Source organism: Nocardia niigatensis NBRC 100131 (assembly GCF_000308655.1).
Lineage (GTDB): Bacteria > Actinomycetota > Actinomycetes > Mycobacteriales > Mycobacteriaceae > Nocardia > Nocardia niigatensis.
Genome location: NZ_BAGC01000039.1, coordinates 17,978 through 37,520 on the forward strand (window position 1 = coordinate 17,978; position 19,543 = coordinate 37,520).

Here is a 19,543-nt window from a genome sequence, read left to right on the forward strand (position 1 = left end):
GTCACTGTAGCCGGAATCGAGCGAAGCGGAGGGGATCACTCCGAAAAGCTCGTGGCACCGGAACGGGTCCGGTGCCACGAGAGACGATCGCCTGCGGCGAATCAGTTCTGCAGGAAGGCGAATTCCTCGGTGAGTTCGGCGACCTTGGCCCGCAGGGCGGCCACGGACGGGCCCGCCTGCAGTACCTCGCGCGAGACATTGGGTACGACCGCGCCGAGCTCGTTGCCAGGCACCAGGTTCCGGATGGAGTCCACTCCCCCGCCCTGCGCGCCGACGCCCGGCATCAGGATGGGGCCGTTGAGCTTGCTCAGGTCGGGGGCCGCGGTGAGGGTCGCGCCGACCACCACGCCGACCGACCCGAACTCCGCGCCCGCGTTGGCCGCGGCCGCGTCGTCCACCATGCGCTGGGCGATGGTGCGGCCGTCGGGACCGGTGATGGTCTGCAGGTCCACCGCCTCCGGGTTGGAGGTGGCGGCCAGCACGAACACACCCCGGTCATTGGCCCGCGCCAGGTCCAGCGCCGGTGCGAGCGAACCGAATCCGAGGTACGGGGACACGGTGACCGCGTCGCTGCCGAGCGGCCCGTTGCCGAGCCAGGCGTGGGCGTAGGCGTCCATGGTGGAGCCGATGTCGCCGCGCTTGGCGTCGGCCAGCACCAGGGTGCCCGCCGCCCGCAGCGCGGCAATGGTCTCCTCCAGCACCACCATTCCGGCCGAACCGTAGGTTTCGAAGAACGCCACCTGCGGCTTGACCAGGGCGACCCGGCCCGCGAACGCCCGCACGCAGACGTCGGCGAACTTGGCGACCCCGGCCGCGTCCTCGGTCAGGCCCCAGGCCCGCAGCAGCGGCGGGTGCGGGTCGATACCCACGCACAGCGGACCGTGCTCGCGCATCGACTCCCGCAGCCGCACACCGAAACTCGTCATCGTCAGCCTCGCAGCGTGGCGTGGAGTTCCTGCAGGGACCGCACGCCGATGCCGCCGCGAATGGTGGCCTCGATGCCCTGCACGGCCGCGGCCGCACCCTGGACGGTGGTGATGCACGGGATGTTCGCGCCCACCGCGGCGGTGCGGATCTCGTAGCCGTCCACGCGCGGGCCGTTGTTGCCGTACGGGGTGTTGAACACGATGTCGACGTCGCCGTCCTTGATCATGTCCACGATGCTGGGCTGGTCCGGCGCGTCGTCGGAGTGCTTGCGCACCCGATCGCACGGAATGCCGTTGCGGCGCAGCATCTCCGCGGTGCCCTCGGTGGCGAGGATGCGGAAACCCAGGTCGTGCAGGCGCTTGACCGGGAACACCATGGCCCGCTTGTCGCGGTTGGCGATCGAGACGAAGGCGGTGCCCTCGGTCGGCAGCGAACCGTAGGCGGCGGACTGCGACTTGGCGAAGGCGGTGCCGAAGTCGGCGTCGATGCCCATGACCTCACCGGTGGACTTCATCTCCGGGGAGAGCAGCGAATCCACGCCGGAGCCGTCGGGACGGCGGAAGCGATGGAACGGCAGCACGGCTTCCTTGACCGCGACGGGGGCGTCGATCGGCGCGTAGCCGCCGTCGCCCTCGGCCGGGAGCAGGCCCTCCTTGCGCAGCTCGGCGATGGTGGCGCCGAGCGCGATTCGCGCCGCGGCCTTCGCCAGCGGCACCGCGGTGGCCTTGGAGACGAACGGCACGGTGCGGCTGGCGCGCGGGTTGGCCTCGAGGACGTAGAGCACGTCGTCCTTGAGCGCGTACTGCACGTTCAGCAGGCCCTTGACGCCGATGCCCCTGGCGAGCGCGGCGGTGGAGCGGCGCACGGCCTCGATATCGCTGCGGCCCAGGGTGATCGGCGGGAGCGCACAGGCGGAGTCACCGGAGTGGATACCGGCCTCCTCGATGTGCTCCATGACGCCGCCCAGGTAGACCTCCTCGCCGTCGCACAGGGCGTCGACGTCGATCTCGATGGCATCCTCCAGGAACCGGTCGACCAGCACCGGGTGGTCCGGAGTGATCTCGGTGGCGCGGGAGATGTAGTCCTCGAGGGACTTCTCGTCGTAGACGATCTCCATGCCACGACCGCCCAGCACATAGGACGGGCGCACCAGCACCGGGTAGCCGATCTCGTTGGCGATCTTCTTGGCCTGCGGGAAGGTGGTGGCGGTGCCGTACTTCGGAGCCGGAAGACCGGCCGCCACCAGCACATCGCCGAACTCGCCACGGTCCTCGGCCAGGTCGATGGCCGCGGCCGAGGTGCCGACCACGGGCACGCCCGCGTCGGTCAGGCGCTGCGCCAGGCTCAGCGGGGTCTGGCCGCCCAGCTGGCAGATGACGCCCGCGACGGTGCCGGACTCGGTCTCGGCGTGGTACACCTCGAGCACGTCCTCGAAGGTGAGCGGCTCGAAGTAGAGGCGGTCGGCGGTGTCGTAGTCGGTCGACACCGTCTCCGGGTTGCAGTTGACCATGATGGTCTCGTACCCCGCGTCCGACAGCGTCTGCGCGGCGTGCACACACGAGTAGTCGAACTCGATGCCCTGGCCGATGCGGTTCGGGCCGGAGCCGAGGATGATGACCTTCTCCCGCTCCCGCTGCGGCGCCACTTCGGATTCCGCGGCGGGATCCAGCTCGTAGGCGGAGTAGTGGTACGGGGTCTTGGCCTCGAACTCGGCGGCGCAGGTGTCCACGGTCTTGAACACTGGGCGGATGCTCAGGCGGTGGCGCAGCTCGCGCACGCCGCCCTCGCCGGCGAGTTCCGGTCGCAGCGAAGCGATCTGGCGATCGGAGAGGCCGTAGTGCTTGGCCGTGCGCAGCAGCGGCTCGTCCAGCACGGGAGCGTCCATGATCTCCTGACGCAGCTCCACCAGGCCCGCGACCTCGGCCACGAACCAGGGGTCGATGCCGGAGGCGGCGGCCACGTCCTCGATGCTCGCGCCCAGCCGCAGCGCACGCTCCACCTGGTAGATGCGGCCCTCGGTCGGCACCTTCAGGTCGTCCAGGATGGCCTGCACGTCGGTCCACTCGCCGTCGGGCTGGGTCCAGAAGCCCGCGGCCTTGGTCTCCAGCGAGCGCAGCACCTTGCCCAGGGCCTCGGAGAAGTTGCGGCCCATGGACATCGCCTCGCCGACCGACTTCATGGTGGTGGTCAGCGTAGGGTCGGCGCCCGGGAACTTCTCGAAGGCGAAGCGCGGCGCCTTGACCACGACATAGTCGAGGGTCGGCTCGAAGCAGGCCGGGGTCTCGCCGGTGATGTCGTTGAGGATCTCGTCGAGGGTGTAGCCGATGGCCAGCTTGGCGGCGATCTTGGCGATCGGGAAACCCGTTGCCTTGGAAGCCAACGCGGACGAGCGCGAGACGCGCGGGTTCATCTCGATGACGATCAGACGGCCGTCGCGCGGGTCCACCGCGAACTGGATGTTGCAGCCGCCGGTGTCGACGCCGACCTCGCGCAGGATGGCGATGCCGAGATCGCGCATCTTCTGGTATTCGCGGTCGGTGAGGGTCATGGCCGGGGCGACGGTGACCGAGTCACCGGTGTGCACGCCCATCGGGTCCACGTTCTCGATCGAGCAGACGATGACGACATTGTCCTTGCCGTCACGCATGAGCTCGAGCTCGAATTCCTTCCAGCCCAGGATGGATTCCTCGATGAGCACGTTCGCGGTGGGCGAGGCGGCCAGGCCGCCGCCGGCGATGCGATCGAGGTCGTCGTGGTTGTAGGCCATGCCCGAGCCCAGGCCGCCCATGGTGAACGACGGGCGCACGACCACCGGGAAGCCCAGTTCCGCAACGGTTTCGCGGACCTCGTCCATGGTGAAGCAGACCTTGGAGCGCGCCGACTCGCCGCCGACCTTGGCGACGATGTCCTTGAACTTCTGGCGGTCCTCACCACGCTGGATGGCCTCGAAGTCGGCGCCGATCAGCTCGACGTCGTACTTGTCCAGGATGCCGTTCTCGTGCAGGGCGACAGCGCAGTTCAGCGCGGTCTGGCCGCCCAGGGTCGCGAGGATGGCGTCCGGGCGCTCCTTGGCGATGACCTTCTCGACGAATTCCCAGGTGATCGGTTCGACATAGGTCGAGTCGGCGAACTCCGGGTCGGTCATGATGGTCGCCGGGTTGGAGTTCACCAGCGACACGCGCAGGCCCTCCGACCGCAGGACGCGACACGCCTGGGTTCCCGAGTAGTCGAACTCGCAAGCCTGGCCGATGACGATCGGGCCCGAGCCGATCACCAGGATGTGGTTGAGATCGGTGCGGCGTGGCATCAGGCTCCTTCCATCAGCATGGCGAAACGGTCGAACAGGTAGGCGGCGTCGTGGGGTCCGGCCGCGGCCTCGGGGTGGTACTGGACGGAGAAGGCGCGGCCGTTCACCAGCTGCACACCTTCGACGACACCGTCATTGGCGCAGACGTGGCTGACCTCGGCCTTGCCGAACGGGGTGTCGAAGACCTCGCCGCGTTCGCCCTCGAGGGCGAAGCCGTGGTTCTGCGCGGTGATCGAGATGCGGCCCGAATGATGCTCGACGACCGGCACATTGATGCCGCGGTGGCCGAACTTCATCTTGTAGGTGCTGCGGCCCAGCGCCCGGCCCAGGATCTGGTTGCCGAAGCAGATGCCGAACAGCGGCAGGCCCTCGCCCAGGACGCCCTGGGTCAGCGCGACCTGGGCGTCGGCGGTGGCCGGGTCGCCCGGACCGTTGGACAGGAACACGCCGCCGGGGTTCAGTTCCTTGATCTGGTCCAGGGTCACGTTCGCGGGCACCACGTGCACCCGCATGCCGCGCTGGGCGAACATGCGCGGGGTGTTGGACTTGATGCCGAGATCGACTGCGACGACGGTGAATCGGTGCTCGCCGACCGGGTCGATGGTGTACGTCTCGTCGGTGGAGACCTCACCGGCCAGGTCCGCGCCCAGCATGGACGGCTGGCCGTTGACCCGTGCGACGAGCTCCTCGTAATCGGCGAGCTGCTCGCCAGAGAAGATGCCCGCCTTCATGGAACCCTGGGTGCGCAGGTGCCGCACCAGGGCCCGGGTGTCGATGCCCGCGATACCGACGACGTTCTGGTTCTCCAGCTCGTCCTGCAGGGTGCGGGTGGCGCGCCAGTTGGAGGCGCGGCGCGCGGGGTCGCGCACGGCGTAGCCGGCGACCCAGATCCTCGAGGACTCGTCGTCCTCGTCGTTCCAGCCGGTATTGCCGATCTGGGGCGCGGTGGCCACCACGATCTGGCGGTTGTAGCTGGGGTCGGTGAGGGTCTCCTGGTAGCCCGTCATGGCGGTACAGAACACCGCCTCACCCAAGGTCTGCCCGACGGCGCCGAAGGTCGTCCCGCGGAACACGCGGCCGTCCTCGAGCACCATCACGGCAGTATTTCCGCTGCTCATGCCTCGTCTCCCGTCTTCGTAGCTGCTGCGGTCCATGCCGGGTACACCGCTTTGTCGTCGCCGCGGAAACCGGTATCCACCTCGGTTCCGGTCGGCAATGTCCAGCGAATCACCAGCACACCGTCTTCGGTCATCACTTTGCCCGCGTGCCCGCGCTCGGCGCGCACCGCGGTGATGGATTCCTGCGGAATCCAGATCGTCGCCGCGCCGTCCCGCTCCAGCAGGATGCCGCGTTCGAATCGGGTCAGTTCCGCCGTGGCGCGGAAACCCAGGTCGCCCACCGTGATTCGCTGAATCCAGCTGGGGGCGAGGGTGCTGCCGAGGTAGAGACCGGTGGTCGGCTCGAGCAGCTGCGCGCCGCAGTCGGCGGGCACCACCGGCAGCTCACCGATCGCCCCGGCCTGCTTCTTCGCTCGCCGGGTCCACGCCCGGTACATGAGCCACAGGCACAGCGCGAACAGCACCAGCAGAACCAGTACCTGCAGTGTGCGCTCCATTACGGTCCTCCGTGTCCTTCTAGGAATGGGCGGGGGGCCTGCGTGGTCACGCAAGCTTCCGCCTCCGGCCCCTGACCGCTCATTCCTGGGTTCCCCACCCGCCGCTAACCGGCGACGATCTTGCCGTCCCGGGCAGTGAGCCGGCCGCGCAGGAAGGTGGCGGTCACCTTCGCGGGCAGGGTCATCGCCTGGTAAGGCGTGTTGCGGGAGATCGAGGCCAGTTCCGTGGCCTCGACCGTCCATTCGGCGGCCGGATCGATCAGCACCAGGTTGGCGGGTTCACCGGCCGCGAGCGGCCGGCCCTGATCGTCCAGGCCCACGATCCGCGCCGGGTTCTCACTCATGACCCGCGCGACGCCGCGCCAGTCGAGCAGTCCCGGCTTGACCATGGTCTCCACGATGATCGACAGCGCCGTCTCCAGGCCCAGCATGCCGGGACGGGCGGCCGCGAATTCGCAGCACTTGTCCTGGTCGGCGTGCGGGGCGTGGTCGGTGGCGACGCAGTCGACGATGCCCTCGGCGAGGGCCTGCCGCAGCGCGGCGACATCGGAGGACTCGCGCAGCGGCGGGTTCACCCGGTTCACGGCGTCGTAGGTCTCCAGGCGCGAGTCGTCCAGCAGCAGGTGGTGCGGGGTGACCTCGGCGGTGATCGAAATGCCCTGGGCCTTGGCCCATTTCAGCAGTTCGACGGTACCGGCGGTGGAGGCGTGGCAGATGTGCACGCGGGCGCCGGCGTCCCGGGCCAGCAGCGCGTCGCGGGCCACGATGGACTCCTCGGCGGCGCGCGGCCAGCCGGCCAGGCCCAGGCGGGAAGCGGTCGGGCCCTCGTGCGCGACCGCGCCCTTGGTCAGGCGCGGCTCCTCGGCGTGCTGGGCGATGAGCACGCCCAGCGAGTTCGCGTACTCGAGGGCGCGGCGCATGATCAGCGGGTCGTAGACGCAGTGGCCGTCGTCGGAGAACATGCGCACCGCGCCGACTCCGGCGGCCATGGTGCCCATCTCGGCGAGCTGCTTGCCCTCGAGGCCGACGGTGACCGCGCCCACCGGGTGCACGTCGACCAGGCCGACCTCCTGGCCGCGCTTCCACACGTGGTCGGTGATGACCGCGGTGTCGGCGACCGGGCTGGTGTTCGCCATGGCGAACACCGCCGTGTACCCACCCAGAGCGGCTGCGGCGGAACCGGATTCGATGGTCTCGGTATCCTCGCGGCCCGGCTCGCGCAGGTGGGTGTGCAGGTCGATGAAGCCGGGCAGCAGGAACTGGCCCTCGCCCTCGACGATCTCGGCGCCCGGAGCGTTCAGGCCCGCGCCGATCTCGCGGATCTCACCGTCGGCCAGCAGCACGTCGACCGCGTCACCCTCGCCGTACAGACGGACATTCTTGATCAGGACGCTCATGCCACCACCTCGTCGGTTCCGACCAGCAGGCGGAACAGCACCGCCATGCGCATATGGACTCCGTTGTTGACCTGTTGCAGCACAGCGGCTTTCGGGGAATCGGCCACGGAGAAGCCGATCTCCATGCCGCGCAGCATGGGTCCGGGGTGCAGCACCACCGCGTGCTCGTCGAGCATCTTCATGCGGCGCTCGTTGAGGCCGTATCGGATCGAGTACTCGCGCGCCGACGGGAAGAAGCCGCCGTTCATGCGCTCGGCCTGGACGCGCAGCATCATGACCGCGTCCGCGCCCGGCAGCTCGGCGTCGAGCGAGTCCGAGACCCGCACCGGCCAGGCTTCCACGCCCACCGGCAGCAGTGTGCGCGGCGCGACCAGCACGACCTCCGCGCCAAGCGTGTCGAGCAGGAACGCGTTCGAGCGCGCGACCCGGCTGTGCAGGATGTCGCCGACCAGCACGACCCGCTTGCCCTCCAGCTCGCCGAGGCGCTGACGCAGGGTCAGCGCATCCAGCAGCGCCTGGGTCGGGTGCTCGTGCATGCCGTCACCGGCATTGATGATGGCGGGTCCGGGACCGGCGTAACCGCTTGCGGCCTCGTTCATCTCGCCGAACCAGCGCGCGATCTGATGGGCCGCGCCCGACGCCGGATGCCGCACGATGAGCGCGTCCGCGCCCGCCGCGTGCAGGGTCAGCGCGGTGTCGCGCAGCGACTCGCCCTTGGAGACCGAGGAACTCGACGCGCTGACATTGATGACGTCGGCGCTCATCCACTTGCCCGCGACCTCGAAGGAGACGCGGGTGCGGGTGGAGTTCTCGAAGAACACGGTCATGACCGTGCGCCCGCGCAGCGTCGGCAGCTTCTTGACCTCGCGGCCCAGCAGCGCCTGCTCGAAACGCTCGGCCTCGTCGAGCAGCCCGGTGGCGGCGTCACGGTCCAGGTCGGTGACCGAGAGCAGATGCTTCACTGGTGGTCACCTTCCTGACGCAGGTACACACCGTCGCGTCCGTCGTGTTCGCGCAGCAGCACCGAGATGTCCTCGGTGCGGGCGGTGGGCACGTTCTTGCCGACGTAGTCGGCGCGAATGGGGAGTTCGCGGTGGCCGCGATCGATGAGCACCGCGAGCTGCACCGCGCGGGGGCGGCCCAGGTCCCGCAGGCCGTCCAGCGCGGAGCGCACGGTGCGGCCGGAGAACAGCACATCGTCGACCAGCACCACCAGGGCGTCCTCGATGCCGCCCTCGGGCACCGAGGTGCGCTCGAGCGGACGATGCGGCTTGGAGCGCAGGTCGTCGCGGTAGAGGGTGATGTCCAGGGAGCCGATCGCGGGGCGGACGCCGGAGAATTCCTCGATCCGGCCGGCCAGGCGATGGGCGAGAGTGGTTCCGCGAGTGGGGATTCCGATCAGCACCACGCGAGCAACCTGAGGATCGCCGGAGTCCAGAGCCGTCTTCTCGATGATCTGGTGCGCCATGCGCGCGATGGTCCGGCCCACATCCGAATCCGAGAGCAGCTCGCGTCCGGCCTGGACCCGGTCCGGGTCGTGCCGCTGCGAGAACTCGGCAGCGCTCGACTTGGCCGCCCGGTCTTCGGGCACAGCCATGCCGACCTCCTTCCCCGCCTCACGGGACGGTCCGTTAAAGGATGTCTTTCGAGCGGTCACCCTACCAGCGCGCTTACCGCCTCCCGACCCCGCACCCCTCCGCAACCCGCGGCGGCGCGCCGTCCCGCAACACTCCGCGACCTGCCGGAACCCGAAACTCCCAGACCAACCGGCAAGCCCGCAGCTATGCACGCCCGGAGGCCCTGTGGCCAGGTTCACGATTCCGCCGATCCGGCGGGCGGCCGCCTCGAAACAGCCAACCCAGGTTGTTCAATTCCAATTGCACAATCCGGGTTGGCTATCTAGGGTCGAGACATGACCGATGCCCCCGTCATCCTGTCCGCATCCTCGACCCAGGCGGCCCGGGAACTGCGCGTGCTGGTGAGCCGCCTGCGGCGGCGGTTCCTCGAGGCGTCGGACAATGTGGAGCTGACACCCTCGCAGCTGTCGGTGCTGAGCCGGTTGAAGAACGGGGACGCCACCGCCAGCGAGATCGCCGCGGCGGAGCGGGTGCGCCCGCAGGCCATCGCCACCCACCTCGCGATTCTCAGCGACCGCGGCTTCGTACAGCGGCGGCCCGATCCGAAGGACGGCCGGCGGCAACTGGTTTCCCTGAGCCCGGCGGGCCGGGAGCTGATGGCGGGCCGCAGCCGGGCCGGGCAGGAATGGCTCACCACCGCCCTCGAGGAGCGGTACACCGAGGAGGAGCGGCAGACCCTCCTGGAAGCGCTGGAGCTCCTGGAAAGACTCGGGCCGCAATGATTTCGACGCTGTACCGGCGCACCCGCGAGCGGCCGCCCGACGGGTTCGACCGGCGGCTGCTGGCGCCCATGATCACCAGTTCGATCCTGAATCCGATCAATTCGTCGATCATCGCGGTGTCGCTGGTGCCGATCGGGGTGGCGTTCGGCGCGCCGGCGTCGGAGACCGCATGGCTGGTGTCGGCCCTGTACCTGGCCACCGCGATCGGGCAGCCGGTGGTGGGGCGCCTCATCGATCTCTACGGTCCGCGCCGCCTTTATCTCGGCGGGGCCGCGCTCACCGGATTCGCCGGACTGCTGGGCATGGTCGCGCCGAGTCTGTGGGTGCTGGTGCTCGCCCGGGTGATTCTCGGATTCGGCACGTGCGCGGGCTATCCCGCGTCCATGTACCTGATCCGCAGTGAGTCCGAACGGACCGGCAAGGACAGTCCGCACGGGGTGCTCACCGCCCTGGCCGTGGCGAATCAGACCATCGCTGTCATCGGGCCGACGCTGGGCGGGCTGCTGATCCACCTCGGCGGATGGCGGGCGACCTTCGCGGTCAATCTGCCACTGGCGCTGGCGTGCCTGATCATCGGCCGGCGGCGGATCGCGAAAACCACTGCGCCGCAAGGTGGCCGGTTGTCGGATATCGATCCGCCCGGGATCGGGTTGTTCGCGGCGATGCTGGTCGGCTTCCTGTTCTTCCTGATGAAACCGCAAGCGGCGCACTGGTATCTGCTGGTGCCGGCCATCGCCGCGGGGGTCGCGCTGGTGTGGCGGGAGCGCCGGGCCGAGCGCCCGTTCCTCGATGTGCGGCTGCTCGCGGGCAATGTGCCGCTGCTGGGCACCTATGCCCGCACGCTGCTGACCGCTCTCGTGGGTTACTGCTTCCTGTATGGGTTCACCCAGTGGCTGGAGGAGGGGCGCGGACTCTCCGCCGCCGCGGCGGGCCTGATCCTGCTGCCCATGTCGGCCACCGCGATCGGTGTCTCCGCGCTGACCGGTCGGCATCCCGGGATTCGCGGCAAGCTGCTGGCCGGTTCCACCTGTCAGGTGGTCATGACGGTGCTGCTGCTGGCCCTGCACTCGGGTGCCGCCCTGTGGTTGCTGGTCGGGGCCGCCGTCATCAACGGCGTCCCGCAGGGTCTCAACAATCTGGCCAATCAGAACGCCCTCTACCACCAGGCCGAGCCGGACCGCATCGGCTCCTCGGCAGGGCTCATGCGCACCTTCTCCTACTTCGGCGCGATCGGCTCGGCGGCGGTCAGTGGCGCATTCCTCACACCGGGTTCCGGTGTCGCGGGGTTGCACGATCTGGCCGCGTTCATGTTGGCGGCGGCCGCATTATGCCTGGTCCTCGTGGTGATCGACCGCTCGCTGCGGGTGCCGGTGGCCGGCGCGAGGACCGGTCCGGACAGCTCGCGGTCCTAGCTACCGGCCAGTCTTCATACACCGTAAACCCACGTGTGCGATGCTCGAAGGGTGAGCAACGACGCTGAATTCACCGAACCCGCCCGGGTGAGCTTCCGCGGGCACGGCGGTATCACCATCGCCGGGGACAGCTGGGGACCCAAGGACGGCCCGCTGGTGGTTTTCCTGCACGGCGGCGGGCAGACCCGCGGCTCGTGGAAGGACTCCGGCCTGGCCCTGGCCAAAGCCGGGATGCACGCGGTCCTCCTGGACGCGCGCGGGCACGGCGACAGCGACTGGGACCCCGAGGGCAACTACAAGCGCGAGGCCATGGTCGAGGACCTGATGGCGGTGCTGCGCGAACTCGGCAAGCCCGCCTTCATCGTCGGCGCCAGCATGGGCGGCCTGACCGGGCTCATGGCCACCACCCACCCGGAGCACGACCGCATCACCGGTCTCGTGCTCGTCGATGTGGTGCCGCGCCCCGAGCGCAAGGGCGTGGAGCGCGTCATCAACTTCCTCAGCAGCAACCCCGAGGGCTTCGCCAGCCTCGAGGAGGCCGCCGACGCGGTCGCCGCCTATCTCCCGCACCGCCGCCGCCCGCGCAATCCCGAAGGGCTGCAGCGCAATCTGCGTCAGCGCGCCGACGGCCGCTGGTACTGGCACTGGGATCCGGCCATGATGGGCGGCCCGCGCGACGGGCGCGGCGAGGAGATCGACGTCCACACCGAGCTGCTGGAGAGCGCGGCGCGGGAGCTGACCATCCCGGTGCTGCTGGTGCGCGGCGCGCTCTCCGATGTCGTCAGCGAGGAGGGCGTGGCGGCGTTCCGGGCCCTGGTCCCGCACGCCGACTACACCGAGATCGGCACCGCGGCGCACACCGCCGCCAGCGACGCCAATGACGAATTCACCGATGCGGTAGTCGATTTCGTCCGCGCGCAGGTCAGCGCCCAGGGCCGCTAGCGCCTATTTCCCGGCGGACACCCGGCCGAGCCGGTGGTCGAGCAGTTCGACCGCCGTCTCCCGGGTGGTTCCGCCCGCCAGGATCGCCTGGCTGATGCCGGTGACCGCCGGCACGGTCAGCTCGGCATCGAGTTCCAGTGCGCGCGTATCGGTTTCGCCCGGCCGATCGCGGCGCAACCGCTCGGTGAAGCCGACGATCAGGTAACGCGCCGGCCCCGCCGTCTCCTCGGAGGTGACGGTATTTCCGATCAGATTGGTCGGTCAAGACGTCTTGCTCTATTCCGAAAACGATACGGTCGCGCGTATGTATACACGATCCGATCCGCTTGGACTGGTCGGTCGGATTCGAAATGCCCGGGCGCACAAGACGTCCGCGCCCGCACCGCTCCACAAGTTGTTGCTGCGCATTCGCCGATAGCTCGCTATTCTGGATGGAGCCGAAGGTGAGCTTGTGAAACCATCAGCGCCCCAAAGAGATCGGGTGTCGCTGAACCTTGCACGTCGTGCTCATTGTGTTCGCTCGTCCAAGTTGCGGTGGGTCCGGAATCGTCACGCTGTCCAGTGGCGAGGCGGAGTTCGCCGGTGATCACGCAGTGGCACAACGCGTTCGGCTCGAGATCGATCGACACGCGCACATGACGCCCGACCGGGGCGGGCACGCTCCACGCGCGCGTCAGCGCAGAGGTTCCCGCCGACAGAGGAGACGAGCCCATGACGATCACACACGAAGCCATCGCCCTGACCGGTCCGGGCAGCGGCGTTCGCATCGATTCACCGCACGCGGAGCCGGCGGACGGCGACGTCGAGACCCACCTGCGCACGCTACGGCGACGCCTTCCACATCTGATCGGATCCGCGGTGGCCTCCTGCGACGGACTGCTGCTGGCCGACGATCTGCCGGAGGCCATCGAGGCCACCGGCATCGCGGCGCTGACCGCGGCGCTGCTGTCGGTGTCGCTGACCTTCACGGCCGCGACGCACGGCACCGACCTGCACGAGGTCGTCCTCGACAGCGGTGTCGGCCACGTTGCCGTCTACCGCGCCGGCCCCAGGGCCTGCCTGGCCCTGCTCACGGACTCCGACGCCACACTGGCCCGTGTCCATCTCGAAGCCCGCCCGGTGGCCCGCGCCATCGCGGCGACGCTGGCACCTCATCACGACTGACGGCACCCGAATTCCACTCATCGCGGACAGCACACGGAAAGGGAGATCAATGTCGAATCTGGATGTGGCACTGAAGGACATGATGAACATCGACGGGGCGCTCGGCGCGGCGGTCGTCGACTACAGCAGCGGGATGACCCTCGGCACCGCCGGCGGATCCCGGTCTCTGGACCTGCAGCTCGGCGCGGCCGGCAATACCGAGGTGGTCCGCGCCAAGATGCGCACCATCGAACAGCTCGGCCTGGACGAGGGCATCGAGGACATCCTCATCACCCTGACCGGTCAATACCACCTGCTGCGCCCACTGAACGCGCACCCGGAGAACCGTCTGTTCCTGTATCTCGCGCTCGACCGCATCCGCGGCAACCTCGCCCTGGCCCGGCACCAGCTCCGCAAGATCGACGAGGAACTCGAGATCTGACTCGGCGGCCGTCACCGCCGTTTTCCGCGCTCTTCCCGCGACATCACGACCAACTATCGAACATACGTTCGGACCTGTGGTAGGTTCGTCGGTATGTCGACGCCTTGGCAGGGATCACTTCTGGACGGGTTCGGGAAGGCGGAACTCGGTGCGCTGCAGGGGATACGGCGCACCGAGCTCGGCGACGGCGCCTGGGTGGATGTGCTGCCGGGCTGGCTGAGCGGCGCGGACGCGCTGTTCGATCGGCTCGTCACCGAGGTGCCGTGGCGCGCGGATCGGCGGGCCATGTACGACCGGATGGTGGATGTGCCACGGCTGCTGCGCTTCTACGAGGCCGGGCACGAGCTACCGGATCCGGTGCTGAGCGAGGCGCGGGAGGCGTTGAGCACGCACTACTCCGAGGAACTCGGGGAGCCGTTCACGACCGCCGGCCTGTGCTACTACCGCGACGGAAACGACAGCGTCGCCTGGCACGGGGACACCTTCGGGCGCGGGGCGACCCACGACACCATGGTGGCCATCGTGTCGGTGGGCGCGGCGCGCGCCCTGATGCTGCGCCCGCGCGGCGGCGGTGCGAGCGTGCGGTATCCGCTCGGACATGGGGATCTCATCGTGATGGGCGGCTCCTGCCAGCGCACCTGGGAGCACGCGGTACCCAAGACCAGAAGACCCGTCGGGCCGCGCATCAGCATTCAATTCCGCCCGCGCGGCGTCCGGTAACGAGGGGTCCGGACGCCGCGCGGTCCCCCGCGCAGGAGATCGGTCAGAGGCGGCGTGCGAAGTCCGGCACCGGTTCGGGAATCAGGCCCCGGGCCACCAGGAAGGCCGGGAGGCTGCGCAGCACCGGGATACGCCGAAAGACCTTCAAGGCCACAGGCGTCTCCCGGGAATTCGAGGTGTTCAGCTGACCCGCGATCGCCGGACGCACGACCTGCGCATGAGCGAGGCGCTGCATGCCCTGGATGACAGCGGTCGGCAGCCACCGGCGGCGCTGCACGCGGGCGAGATCCGCGGTGGTCACGGTGTGCGACAACAGTTTCGGGCCGAGCAGCCGCGCCGTCGCGACCGCGTCCTGGACGGCGAGATTGATGCCGACCCCACCGATGGGCGACATGGCGTGGGCGGCGTCTCCGATGCACAGCAGTCCGCCGGTGTACCACCGGTCGAGCCGATCCAGTTCGACGTTCAGCAGTTTCACCTCGTCCCAGCTCTGCAGGGCGTCGGTGCGGTCGGCCAGCCACGGCACCACCGCGGCCAGGCTGCGCATGATCTCCGTGACCGGTTGCCGCGCACGCAGTTCCGCGTCGCGTCCCTTGGCGATGAGGGTGGCACTCTGCCAGTAGTCGCCGCGATCGAACATGGCCACCACCCGATGGGCGCTGACCACGGGAATCAGTCCGGACGGGTCGGTGCCGTGGCGCGGGATCCGGAACCACCAGGCATCGAACGGCGTCGCCCAGCTCCGAACCCCCAGCCCGGCGGCGGCCCGCAGCACCGACGACCGGCCGTCGCAGGCCACGGTGAGATCGGCCCTGATCTCGCCGGTGACGCCGTCGTCGGTGCGATAGCGCACGCCCGCCACCGTGCCACCCTCGCGCACCAGATCGATCGCCTCGGTGTTCATCCAAAGGCGGAAGGCCGGTTCGGCGTCCCCGGCGCGGGCCAGCAGATCCAGCAGGTCCCACTGCGGCACCATGGCGACGTACTTGTGCGCCCCCGGGAGGTGGGTGAAGCTCGCCAGCGGCACCATGCGGCCGCCGATCGGGATCTGCACGGTGGTCAGCCGTCGCTGCGGCAGTTTCGCGAAATCCTCCCCGAGGCCGAGAGCGTCGAGGAGATCCAGGGTGGTCGGGTGCACCGTGTCACCGCGGAAGTCGCGCAGGAAGTCCCCGTGTTTCTCCAGCACGGTGACCTCGACGCCGCCGCGGGCGAGCAGCAGCCCCAGGAACATTCCCGCCGGTCCCCCGCCGGCGATGAGACAGGTCGTGCGTTCCATCGGGACCTCCCGAGCCGATGACCACCCTCACCGTCGATGGTAGGCCGAGTCCGGCTCGGGCACAGTCGCTTCGTCGACCGGGGTCAGCGGTCGCGGTACAGCACGAAGAAGTACGGCTCGGTCAGTCCGCGCTTGTCCATCACGCCCAGCAGGGTGTCCTCGTCGACCTTGCGGAAGATGTCGATGATCGGCAGATCGTCGTAGATCATTGCGGCGCTGGTCTTTCCGCGGAACTCCAGATTCCGCAGGCGGGCGCGCGGAGCGCGGGTCCGCAGCAGCGGCCGCAGCACCCCGAGCGACCGGCGCACCGGCTTCAGCGTCGTCACGGGCACCTTCCCGGCCAGGAACAGGGGCACCCGACGCGGATCGACCGCGAAGATGCCGCCCGCCGGATCCGTGAACAGCAGTGGCTGCACGCTGTCGGCGCTGTCGAATTGCTTTCCGTACCAGCCGCTTTCCACCAGCATCCCGTCCCAGGGATGCCCGGTCTCCACCTCGTTCCCGCGCCACCGACCGGTGGTGACCTCCTCGACCCGCACCGCGGGCAGGCTGTCGAACAGCTCCCAGGCCCGCGCGGCCGTGCCGTCCCCTGCCATCAGCGTCTGCAAGCGCAGCGCATTGTCCGTGGCGGGCCCGGCGGCAACCATCATGATCTCCTCGGTGAGAGCAAACGACATTTTGTACCTCACTGTATCCGGCGCTCCCCGGACACACCACACCTAGGCTGGCATCATGCCGACCGCGCTGTCCGCCCAGATCTCCGCCGCCAACCGCCTCACCGCCCGCTGGTGCGCCGCCGCCGGGACCGGCGACTTCGTTCTATCCGGTTGCGGCGCATGGCCGTTGCTCGCCCTACTGGCGTCCGCCGCCGACGAGCCCGGCCGCGGCGAGCTCGCCGCGGCCACCGGAATTCCCGCGGACCATGGCCACGATTTGGCCCTGGACCTGCTGCGGACGCTCACCGACAGCGAATCGGTCTCGGCGGCCCTCGGGCTCTGGGTCCGGCGGGATCTGCCGCTGCGCCCGGATTGGTCGCGCAGCCTGCCCGCCGGTATCGTGCAGGCCCTCACCGACCAGGCCGCGCTCGACAATTGGGCGAGCCGTCACACCGACGGCCTGATCGAGAAGTTTCCGCTCCCGATCGACGCCGGCACGGTCCTCGTCCTCGCCACCGCGCTGGCCGCGCGCACCACCTGGCTGCAGCCCTTCCACCGGACCACCATGGAGGTCGCCGACGGCCCGTGGCGCGGGTACACCGGCCCCGCCCTGCGGCGATTCTCGTCGCACCCTCGGGACGCGTGCGTGCTCGGCGCCGCACATCCGGTGACCCGCGTAATCATCTATGGCACAGGCGATCTCGATGTACACCTGCTGCTGGGCGACGGTTCGCCCGGCACGGTGCTGACAACCGGCCTCGCCGCCCTGGACGGCGCCGCCCCGATCCGGGCGGACCTGCCCGCGGGCACCGTGGCGCCCGGCCTGCGAGTGACGGCCGCGACCGATCACGGGCAGGGCGACACCCTGGAAACCCTGGTGCCGCCCTTCGAGATTCGCAGCCTGCACAACCTGATCGAACAGTCGGCACTGTTCGGGCTGAGCACCGTGACCGACAGTGCGCGTGGCCATTTCCCGGCGATGTCGGAGCACCCGCTCTATGTGGACCAGGCCGCGCAGGACGTGTTCGCGCGCTTCACCGAGACCGGGTTCGACGCCGCCGCGGTCACCGCGCTGGCGATGAGGCTGGGCAGCGCCCGGTTTCCGAAGCCGGGCCACACCGTGCTGCAGACAAAGGTGACGTTCGACCGCCCGTTCGGCTTCGTGGCGACCCACCGGCCCACCAGGCTGGCCGTGGTCGCCGGATGGGTCGCGCAACCGGGCCGCTAGCGGCGGCGAACGCAGCCCGCCAGGCTTTTTGTCTAACTTACAAAAAGTTGCCCCGAATCTCTGGCGCACCCGGTTTTAGTCGTCTAGCCTAAAACAATGACGACAGCACGGGAGACCGCCGAGAACATTCGTGCGGCCCGCCGGCCCGAGGATCTGTTCGGTACTGCCGCAACAGATTCCACGGCCCGCCAGGACGCACGGCGGCGATACCACCGGCTGGCGGCGATCGTGCATCCCGACCGGGTCGAGCCCGTCGACACCGCGATCGCGGGGGCCGCGTTCGCGCGGCTGGCAGAGTTGTACCGGCAGTGGCTCGACCTCGACGAGCCCGCCCTCGAGGTGACCGGCACACACGGCACGTATCCGGTCGGCGCGCTGCACGCGCCGGGCTCGGTCGCGGACGTGTATCGCAGCGGCTCGGATCGGGTCGTGAAGATCCCGCGACGGCCCGCCGCCAACCGGCTGCTCGCCGGGGAACGAAATGCGCTGCGCGACATCGCGATCGTGGCCGCAGAGCACGAATGGCTGGGTCCATACTTCCCCGAGCTGGTCGACACCGTCGATCACCTGGACTCCACGTCGGGTGAGCAGCGCACGGTGAACGTGCTCGGCGCCCTCACCGGGGAATTCGTGACACTCGAGGACGTTCGCGCCGCCTACCCGGGCGGCCTGGATCCGCGCGACTACGCCTGGATGCACCGCCGGCTGTTGCGCTGCCTCGCCGGTGCGCGGTCGGCGGGCTGGGTGCACACCGCCATCAGCCCCGCCAATGTGCTGGTGCATCCGCGCCTGCACGGAATCGTGCTGGCGGGCTGGTCTTTCGCGACCCGGCCCGGCCATCCGGCGGCGGCCACGCTGAAGTCCCTCGAATATCCGCCGGAGATCCGGGACGCGGTCTCCCCCGCCACCGACGTCTATCTCGCGCATCGACTGATGCTCACCATGCTCGGCGACCGCGCACCCGCGCCGATGCGGTCCTACGCCACGGGGTGCCTGCAATCCGATCCACGCCTGCGGCCCGAGGCCGCCGACCTGCTCGGGGAATTCGACGATCTGCTCGACCGGCTCTACGGGAAGCGCCGCTTCCGGCCCTTCGAGCTCACGAAAGGTAAGTGATAACAATGGGTTACGGACGCTGGGACGACAGTGCCTACGACGCGGCGCGGACCTTCCGCGCGGCCGAGGGACTCGACGACTTCGGCTACACCGCGGACATGCGGTCGGTGCCGTGGGATCAGTGGAAGGCGCATCCCACCCTGGACCCGTTCGGGGTGGGCACGCGGGAGTCGCGCGACTCCGACGACCACGGCAACTCGCTGCCGATCGCGGTGCTGTTCGACGTCACCGGGTCCATGGGCAGCGTGCCGCGCATCATGCAGGAGAAGCTGGCCAAACTGCACGGGCTGTTGCAGCGCAAGGGATATGCCGAGGATCCGCAGATCCTGTTCGGGGCCATCGGCGACGCCGACAGCGACCGGGTGCCGCTGCAGGTCGGGCAGTTCGAATCCGACAACCGGATGGACGAGCAGCTGCGGCTCATCCTGCTCGAAGGAGGCGGTGGCGGGCAGAAGTCCGAAAGCTACGAGCTGGCCGCGTATTTCATCGCCCGGCACACCGCCACCGACGCGTGGGACAAGCGCGGCCGCAAGGGCTACCTGTTCATCGTCGGCGACGAACTGAACAAGGCCCGGCTGGCCGGCCGCCACATTCGCGCCGTCATCGGCGACGACGTCGACCGCGATATCAGCGTCGACTCGATCTACCGCGAACTCGCCGACCGCTGGCACGTGCACTACATCCTGCCCAATCAGTCCAGCTACTACCGGGATCCCGAGGTCGCCGAGCACTGGCAGGGGCTGCTCGGTGAGCGGTTCCTGCGGCTCGACGATCCGGCCGCGGTGTGCGAGCTGATCGCGCTGACCATCGGCATCGCCGAGGACCGCATCGATCTCGGAGCGGGATTGGCCGACCTGCGCGACATCGGATCGACCAGCGAGGCCGATGCGGTGGGCAAGGCCCTCGCGCCGCTGGGCGGCGCCCGGCGCGGCCGCAGCGTGGGAGCGCTGCCCGCCGCTGCCGGGACCGACGACGTGGATCTCTGACCGATCCGAGAGACGAA

At 69.4% G+C, this 19,543-nt stretch carries 19 protein-coding genes; 9 read left to right on the plus strand and 10 right to left on the minus strand.

The features are described from left to right. Nucleotides 1-101: 101 nt before the first annotated feature. The 7 genes from pyrF to pyrR all read right to left on the minus strand — a co-directional run bounded on the left by pyrF (nucleotide 102) and on the right by pyrR (nucleotide 8,843). Nucleotides 102-926, minus strand: a complete 825-nt coding sequence (pyrF, locus tag ON33_RS12175) for an orotidine-5'-phosphate decarboxylase (RefSeq protein WP_040858561.1) — start codon at nucleotides 924-926, stop codon at nucleotides 102-104. A gap of 2 nt (nucleotides 927-928) precedes the next feature. Next, on the minus strand, nucleotides 929-4,234 hold the full coding sequence (carB, locus tag ON33_RS12180) for a carbamoyl-phosphate synthase large subunit (protein WP_040858562.1): 3,306 nt from the start codon (nucleotides 4,232-4,234) through the stop codon (nucleotides 929-931). After that, nucleotides 4,234-5,352, minus strand: coding sequence for a glutamine-hydrolyzing carbamoyl-phosphate synthase small subunit (gene carA / locus ON33_RS12185; RefSeq protein ID WP_040858563.1), 1,119 nt, complete (start codon nucleotides 5,350-5,352; stop codon nucleotides 4,234-4,236). The genes carB and carA overlap by 1 nt, the downstream gene beginning before the upstream one ends. Beyond that, nucleotides 5,349-5,849, minus strand: coding sequence for a PH-like domain-containing protein (locus tag ON33_RS12190; protein ID WP_040858564.1), 501 nt, complete (start codon nucleotides 5,847-5,849; stop codon nucleotides 5,349-5,351). Before ON33_RS12190 ends, carA begins: the two co-directional genes overlap by 4 nt. A 104-nt stretch (nucleotides 5,850-5,953) precedes the next feature. Further along, on the minus strand, nucleotides 5,954-7,246 hold the full coding sequence (locus ON33_RS12195) for a dihydroorotase (RefSeq protein ID WP_040858565.1): 1,293 nt from the start codon (nucleotides 7,244-7,246) through the stop codon (nucleotides 5,954-5,956). Then, entirely contained in the window at nucleotides 7,243-8,208 is a 966-nt protein-coding gene (locus ON33_RS12200; protein ID WP_040858566.1) for an aspartate carbamoyltransferase catalytic subunit, read from the minus strand. The genes ON33_RS12195 and ON33_RS12200 overlap by 4 nt, the downstream gene beginning before the upstream one ends. Beyond that, the gene (gene pyrR, locus ON33_RS12205; RefSeq protein ID WP_040858567.1) at nucleotides 8,205-8,843 is read right to left on the minus strand and encodes a bifunctional pyr operon transcriptional regulator/uracil phosphoribosyltransferase PyrR; all 639 of its coding nucleotides are present in this window, start codon (nucleotides 8,841-8,843) and stop codon (nucleotides 8,205-8,207) included. The genes ON33_RS12200 and pyrR overlap by 4 nt, the downstream gene beginning before the upstream one ends. 315 nt (nucleotides 8,844-9,158) lie before the next feature. Between pyrR and ON33_RS12210 the strand changes: the two genes are divergently transcribed. The 3 genes from ON33_RS12210 to ON33_RS12220 are packed head-to-tail and all read left to right on the plus strand — an operon-like array spanning nucleotide 9,159 to nucleotide 11,959. After that, nucleotides 9,159-9,605, plus strand: coding sequence for a MarR family winged helix-turn-helix transcriptional regulator (locus tag ON33_RS12210; protein WP_040858568.1), 447 nt, complete (start codon nucleotides 9,159-9,161; stop codon nucleotides 9,603-9,605). Next, nucleotides 9,602-11,017, plus strand: coding sequence for an MFS transporter (locus ON33_RS12215; protein WP_051151952.1), 1,416 nt, complete (start codon nucleotides 9,602-9,604; stop codon nucleotides 11,015-11,017). The genes ON33_RS12210 and ON33_RS12215 overlap by 4 nt, the downstream gene beginning before the upstream one ends. 51 nt (nucleotides 11,018-11,068) lie before the next feature. Continuing rightward, the gene (locus tag ON33_RS12220; RefSeq protein WP_040858569.1) at nucleotides 11,069-11,959 is read left to right on the plus strand and encodes an alpha/beta fold hydrolase; all 891 of its coding nucleotides are present in this window, start codon (nucleotides 11,069-11,071) and stop codon (nucleotides 11,957-11,959) included. A 3-nt stretch (nucleotides 11,960-11,962) separates the two neighbouring features. Here ON33_RS12220 and ON33_RS41145 read toward each other — a convergent pair whose 3' ends face one another. Further along, a complete protein-coding gene (locus ON33_RS41145; protein ID WP_157184497.1) occupies nucleotides 11,963-12,136 on the minus strand; it encodes a hypothetical protein in 174 nt (57 codons plus the stop codon). Nucleotides 12,137-12,670: 534 nt separating this feature from the next. On the opposite strand from ON33_RS41145, the gene ON33_RS12225 reads away from it, so the two are divergent. From ON33_RS12225 to ON33_RS12235, 3 genes are all read left to right on the plus strand, one after another. Next, nucleotides 12,671-13,123, plus strand: coding sequence for a roadblock/LC7 domain-containing protein (locus tag ON33_RS12225; RefSeq protein ID WP_083868901.1), 453 nt, complete (start codon nucleotides 12,671-12,673; stop codon nucleotides 13,121-13,123). Nucleotides 13,124-13,172: 49 nt separating this feature from the next. Next, nucleotides 13,173-13,544 carry a hypothetical protein gene (locus ON33_RS12230; protein ID WP_040858570.1) on the plus strand — a complete coding sequence of 124 codons (372 nt, stop codon included), beginning with the start codon at nucleotides 13,173-13,175 and terminating at the stop codon, nucleotides 13,542-13,544. A 93-nt stretch (nucleotides 13,545-13,637) separates the two neighbouring features. Beyond that, a complete protein-coding gene (locus tag ON33_RS12235; protein WP_040858571.1) occupies nucleotides 13,638-14,264 on the plus strand; it encodes an alpha-ketoglutarate-dependent dioxygenase AlkB in 627 nt (208 codons plus the stop codon). Nucleotides 14,265-14,307: 43 nt separating this feature from the next. Here ON33_RS12235 and ON33_RS12240 read toward each other — a convergent pair whose 3' ends face one another. After that, nucleotides 14,308-15,540, minus strand: coding sequence for an FAD-dependent oxidoreductase (locus ON33_RS12240; protein ID WP_040858572.1), 1,233 nt, complete (start codon nucleotides 15,538-15,540; stop codon nucleotides 14,308-14,310). A gap of 83 nt (nucleotides 15,541-15,623) precedes the next feature. Beyond that, complete coding sequence (locus ON33_RS12245) at nucleotides 15,624-16,136, minus strand: DUF4334 domain-containing protein (RefSeq protein ID WP_051151994.1); 513 nt, start codon at nucleotides 16,134-16,136, stop codon at nucleotides 15,624-15,626. 136 nt (nucleotides 16,137-16,272) lie between these two features. Between ON33_RS12245 and ON33_RS12250 the strand changes: the two genes are divergently transcribed. From ON33_RS12250 to ON33_RS12260, 3 genes are all read left to right on the plus strand, one after another. Further along, nucleotides 16,273-17,424, plus strand: a complete 1,152-nt coding sequence (locus ON33_RS12250) for a serpin family protein (RefSeq protein ID WP_051151954.1) — start codon at nucleotides 16,273-16,275, stop codon at nucleotides 17,422-17,424. Nucleotides 17,425-17,520: 96 nt separating this feature from the next. Beyond that, a complete protein-coding gene (locus ON33_RS12255) occupies nucleotides 17,521-18,540 on the plus strand; it encodes a hypothetical protein (protein WP_040858573.1) in 1,020 nt (339 codons plus the stop codon). A gap of 5 nt (nucleotides 18,541-18,545) precedes the next feature. After that, entirely contained in the window at nucleotides 18,546-19,526 is a 981-nt protein-coding gene (locus ON33_RS12260) for a hypothetical protein (RefSeq protein ID WP_040858574.1), read from the plus strand. Nucleotides 19,527-19,543: the final 17 nt, after the last annotated feature.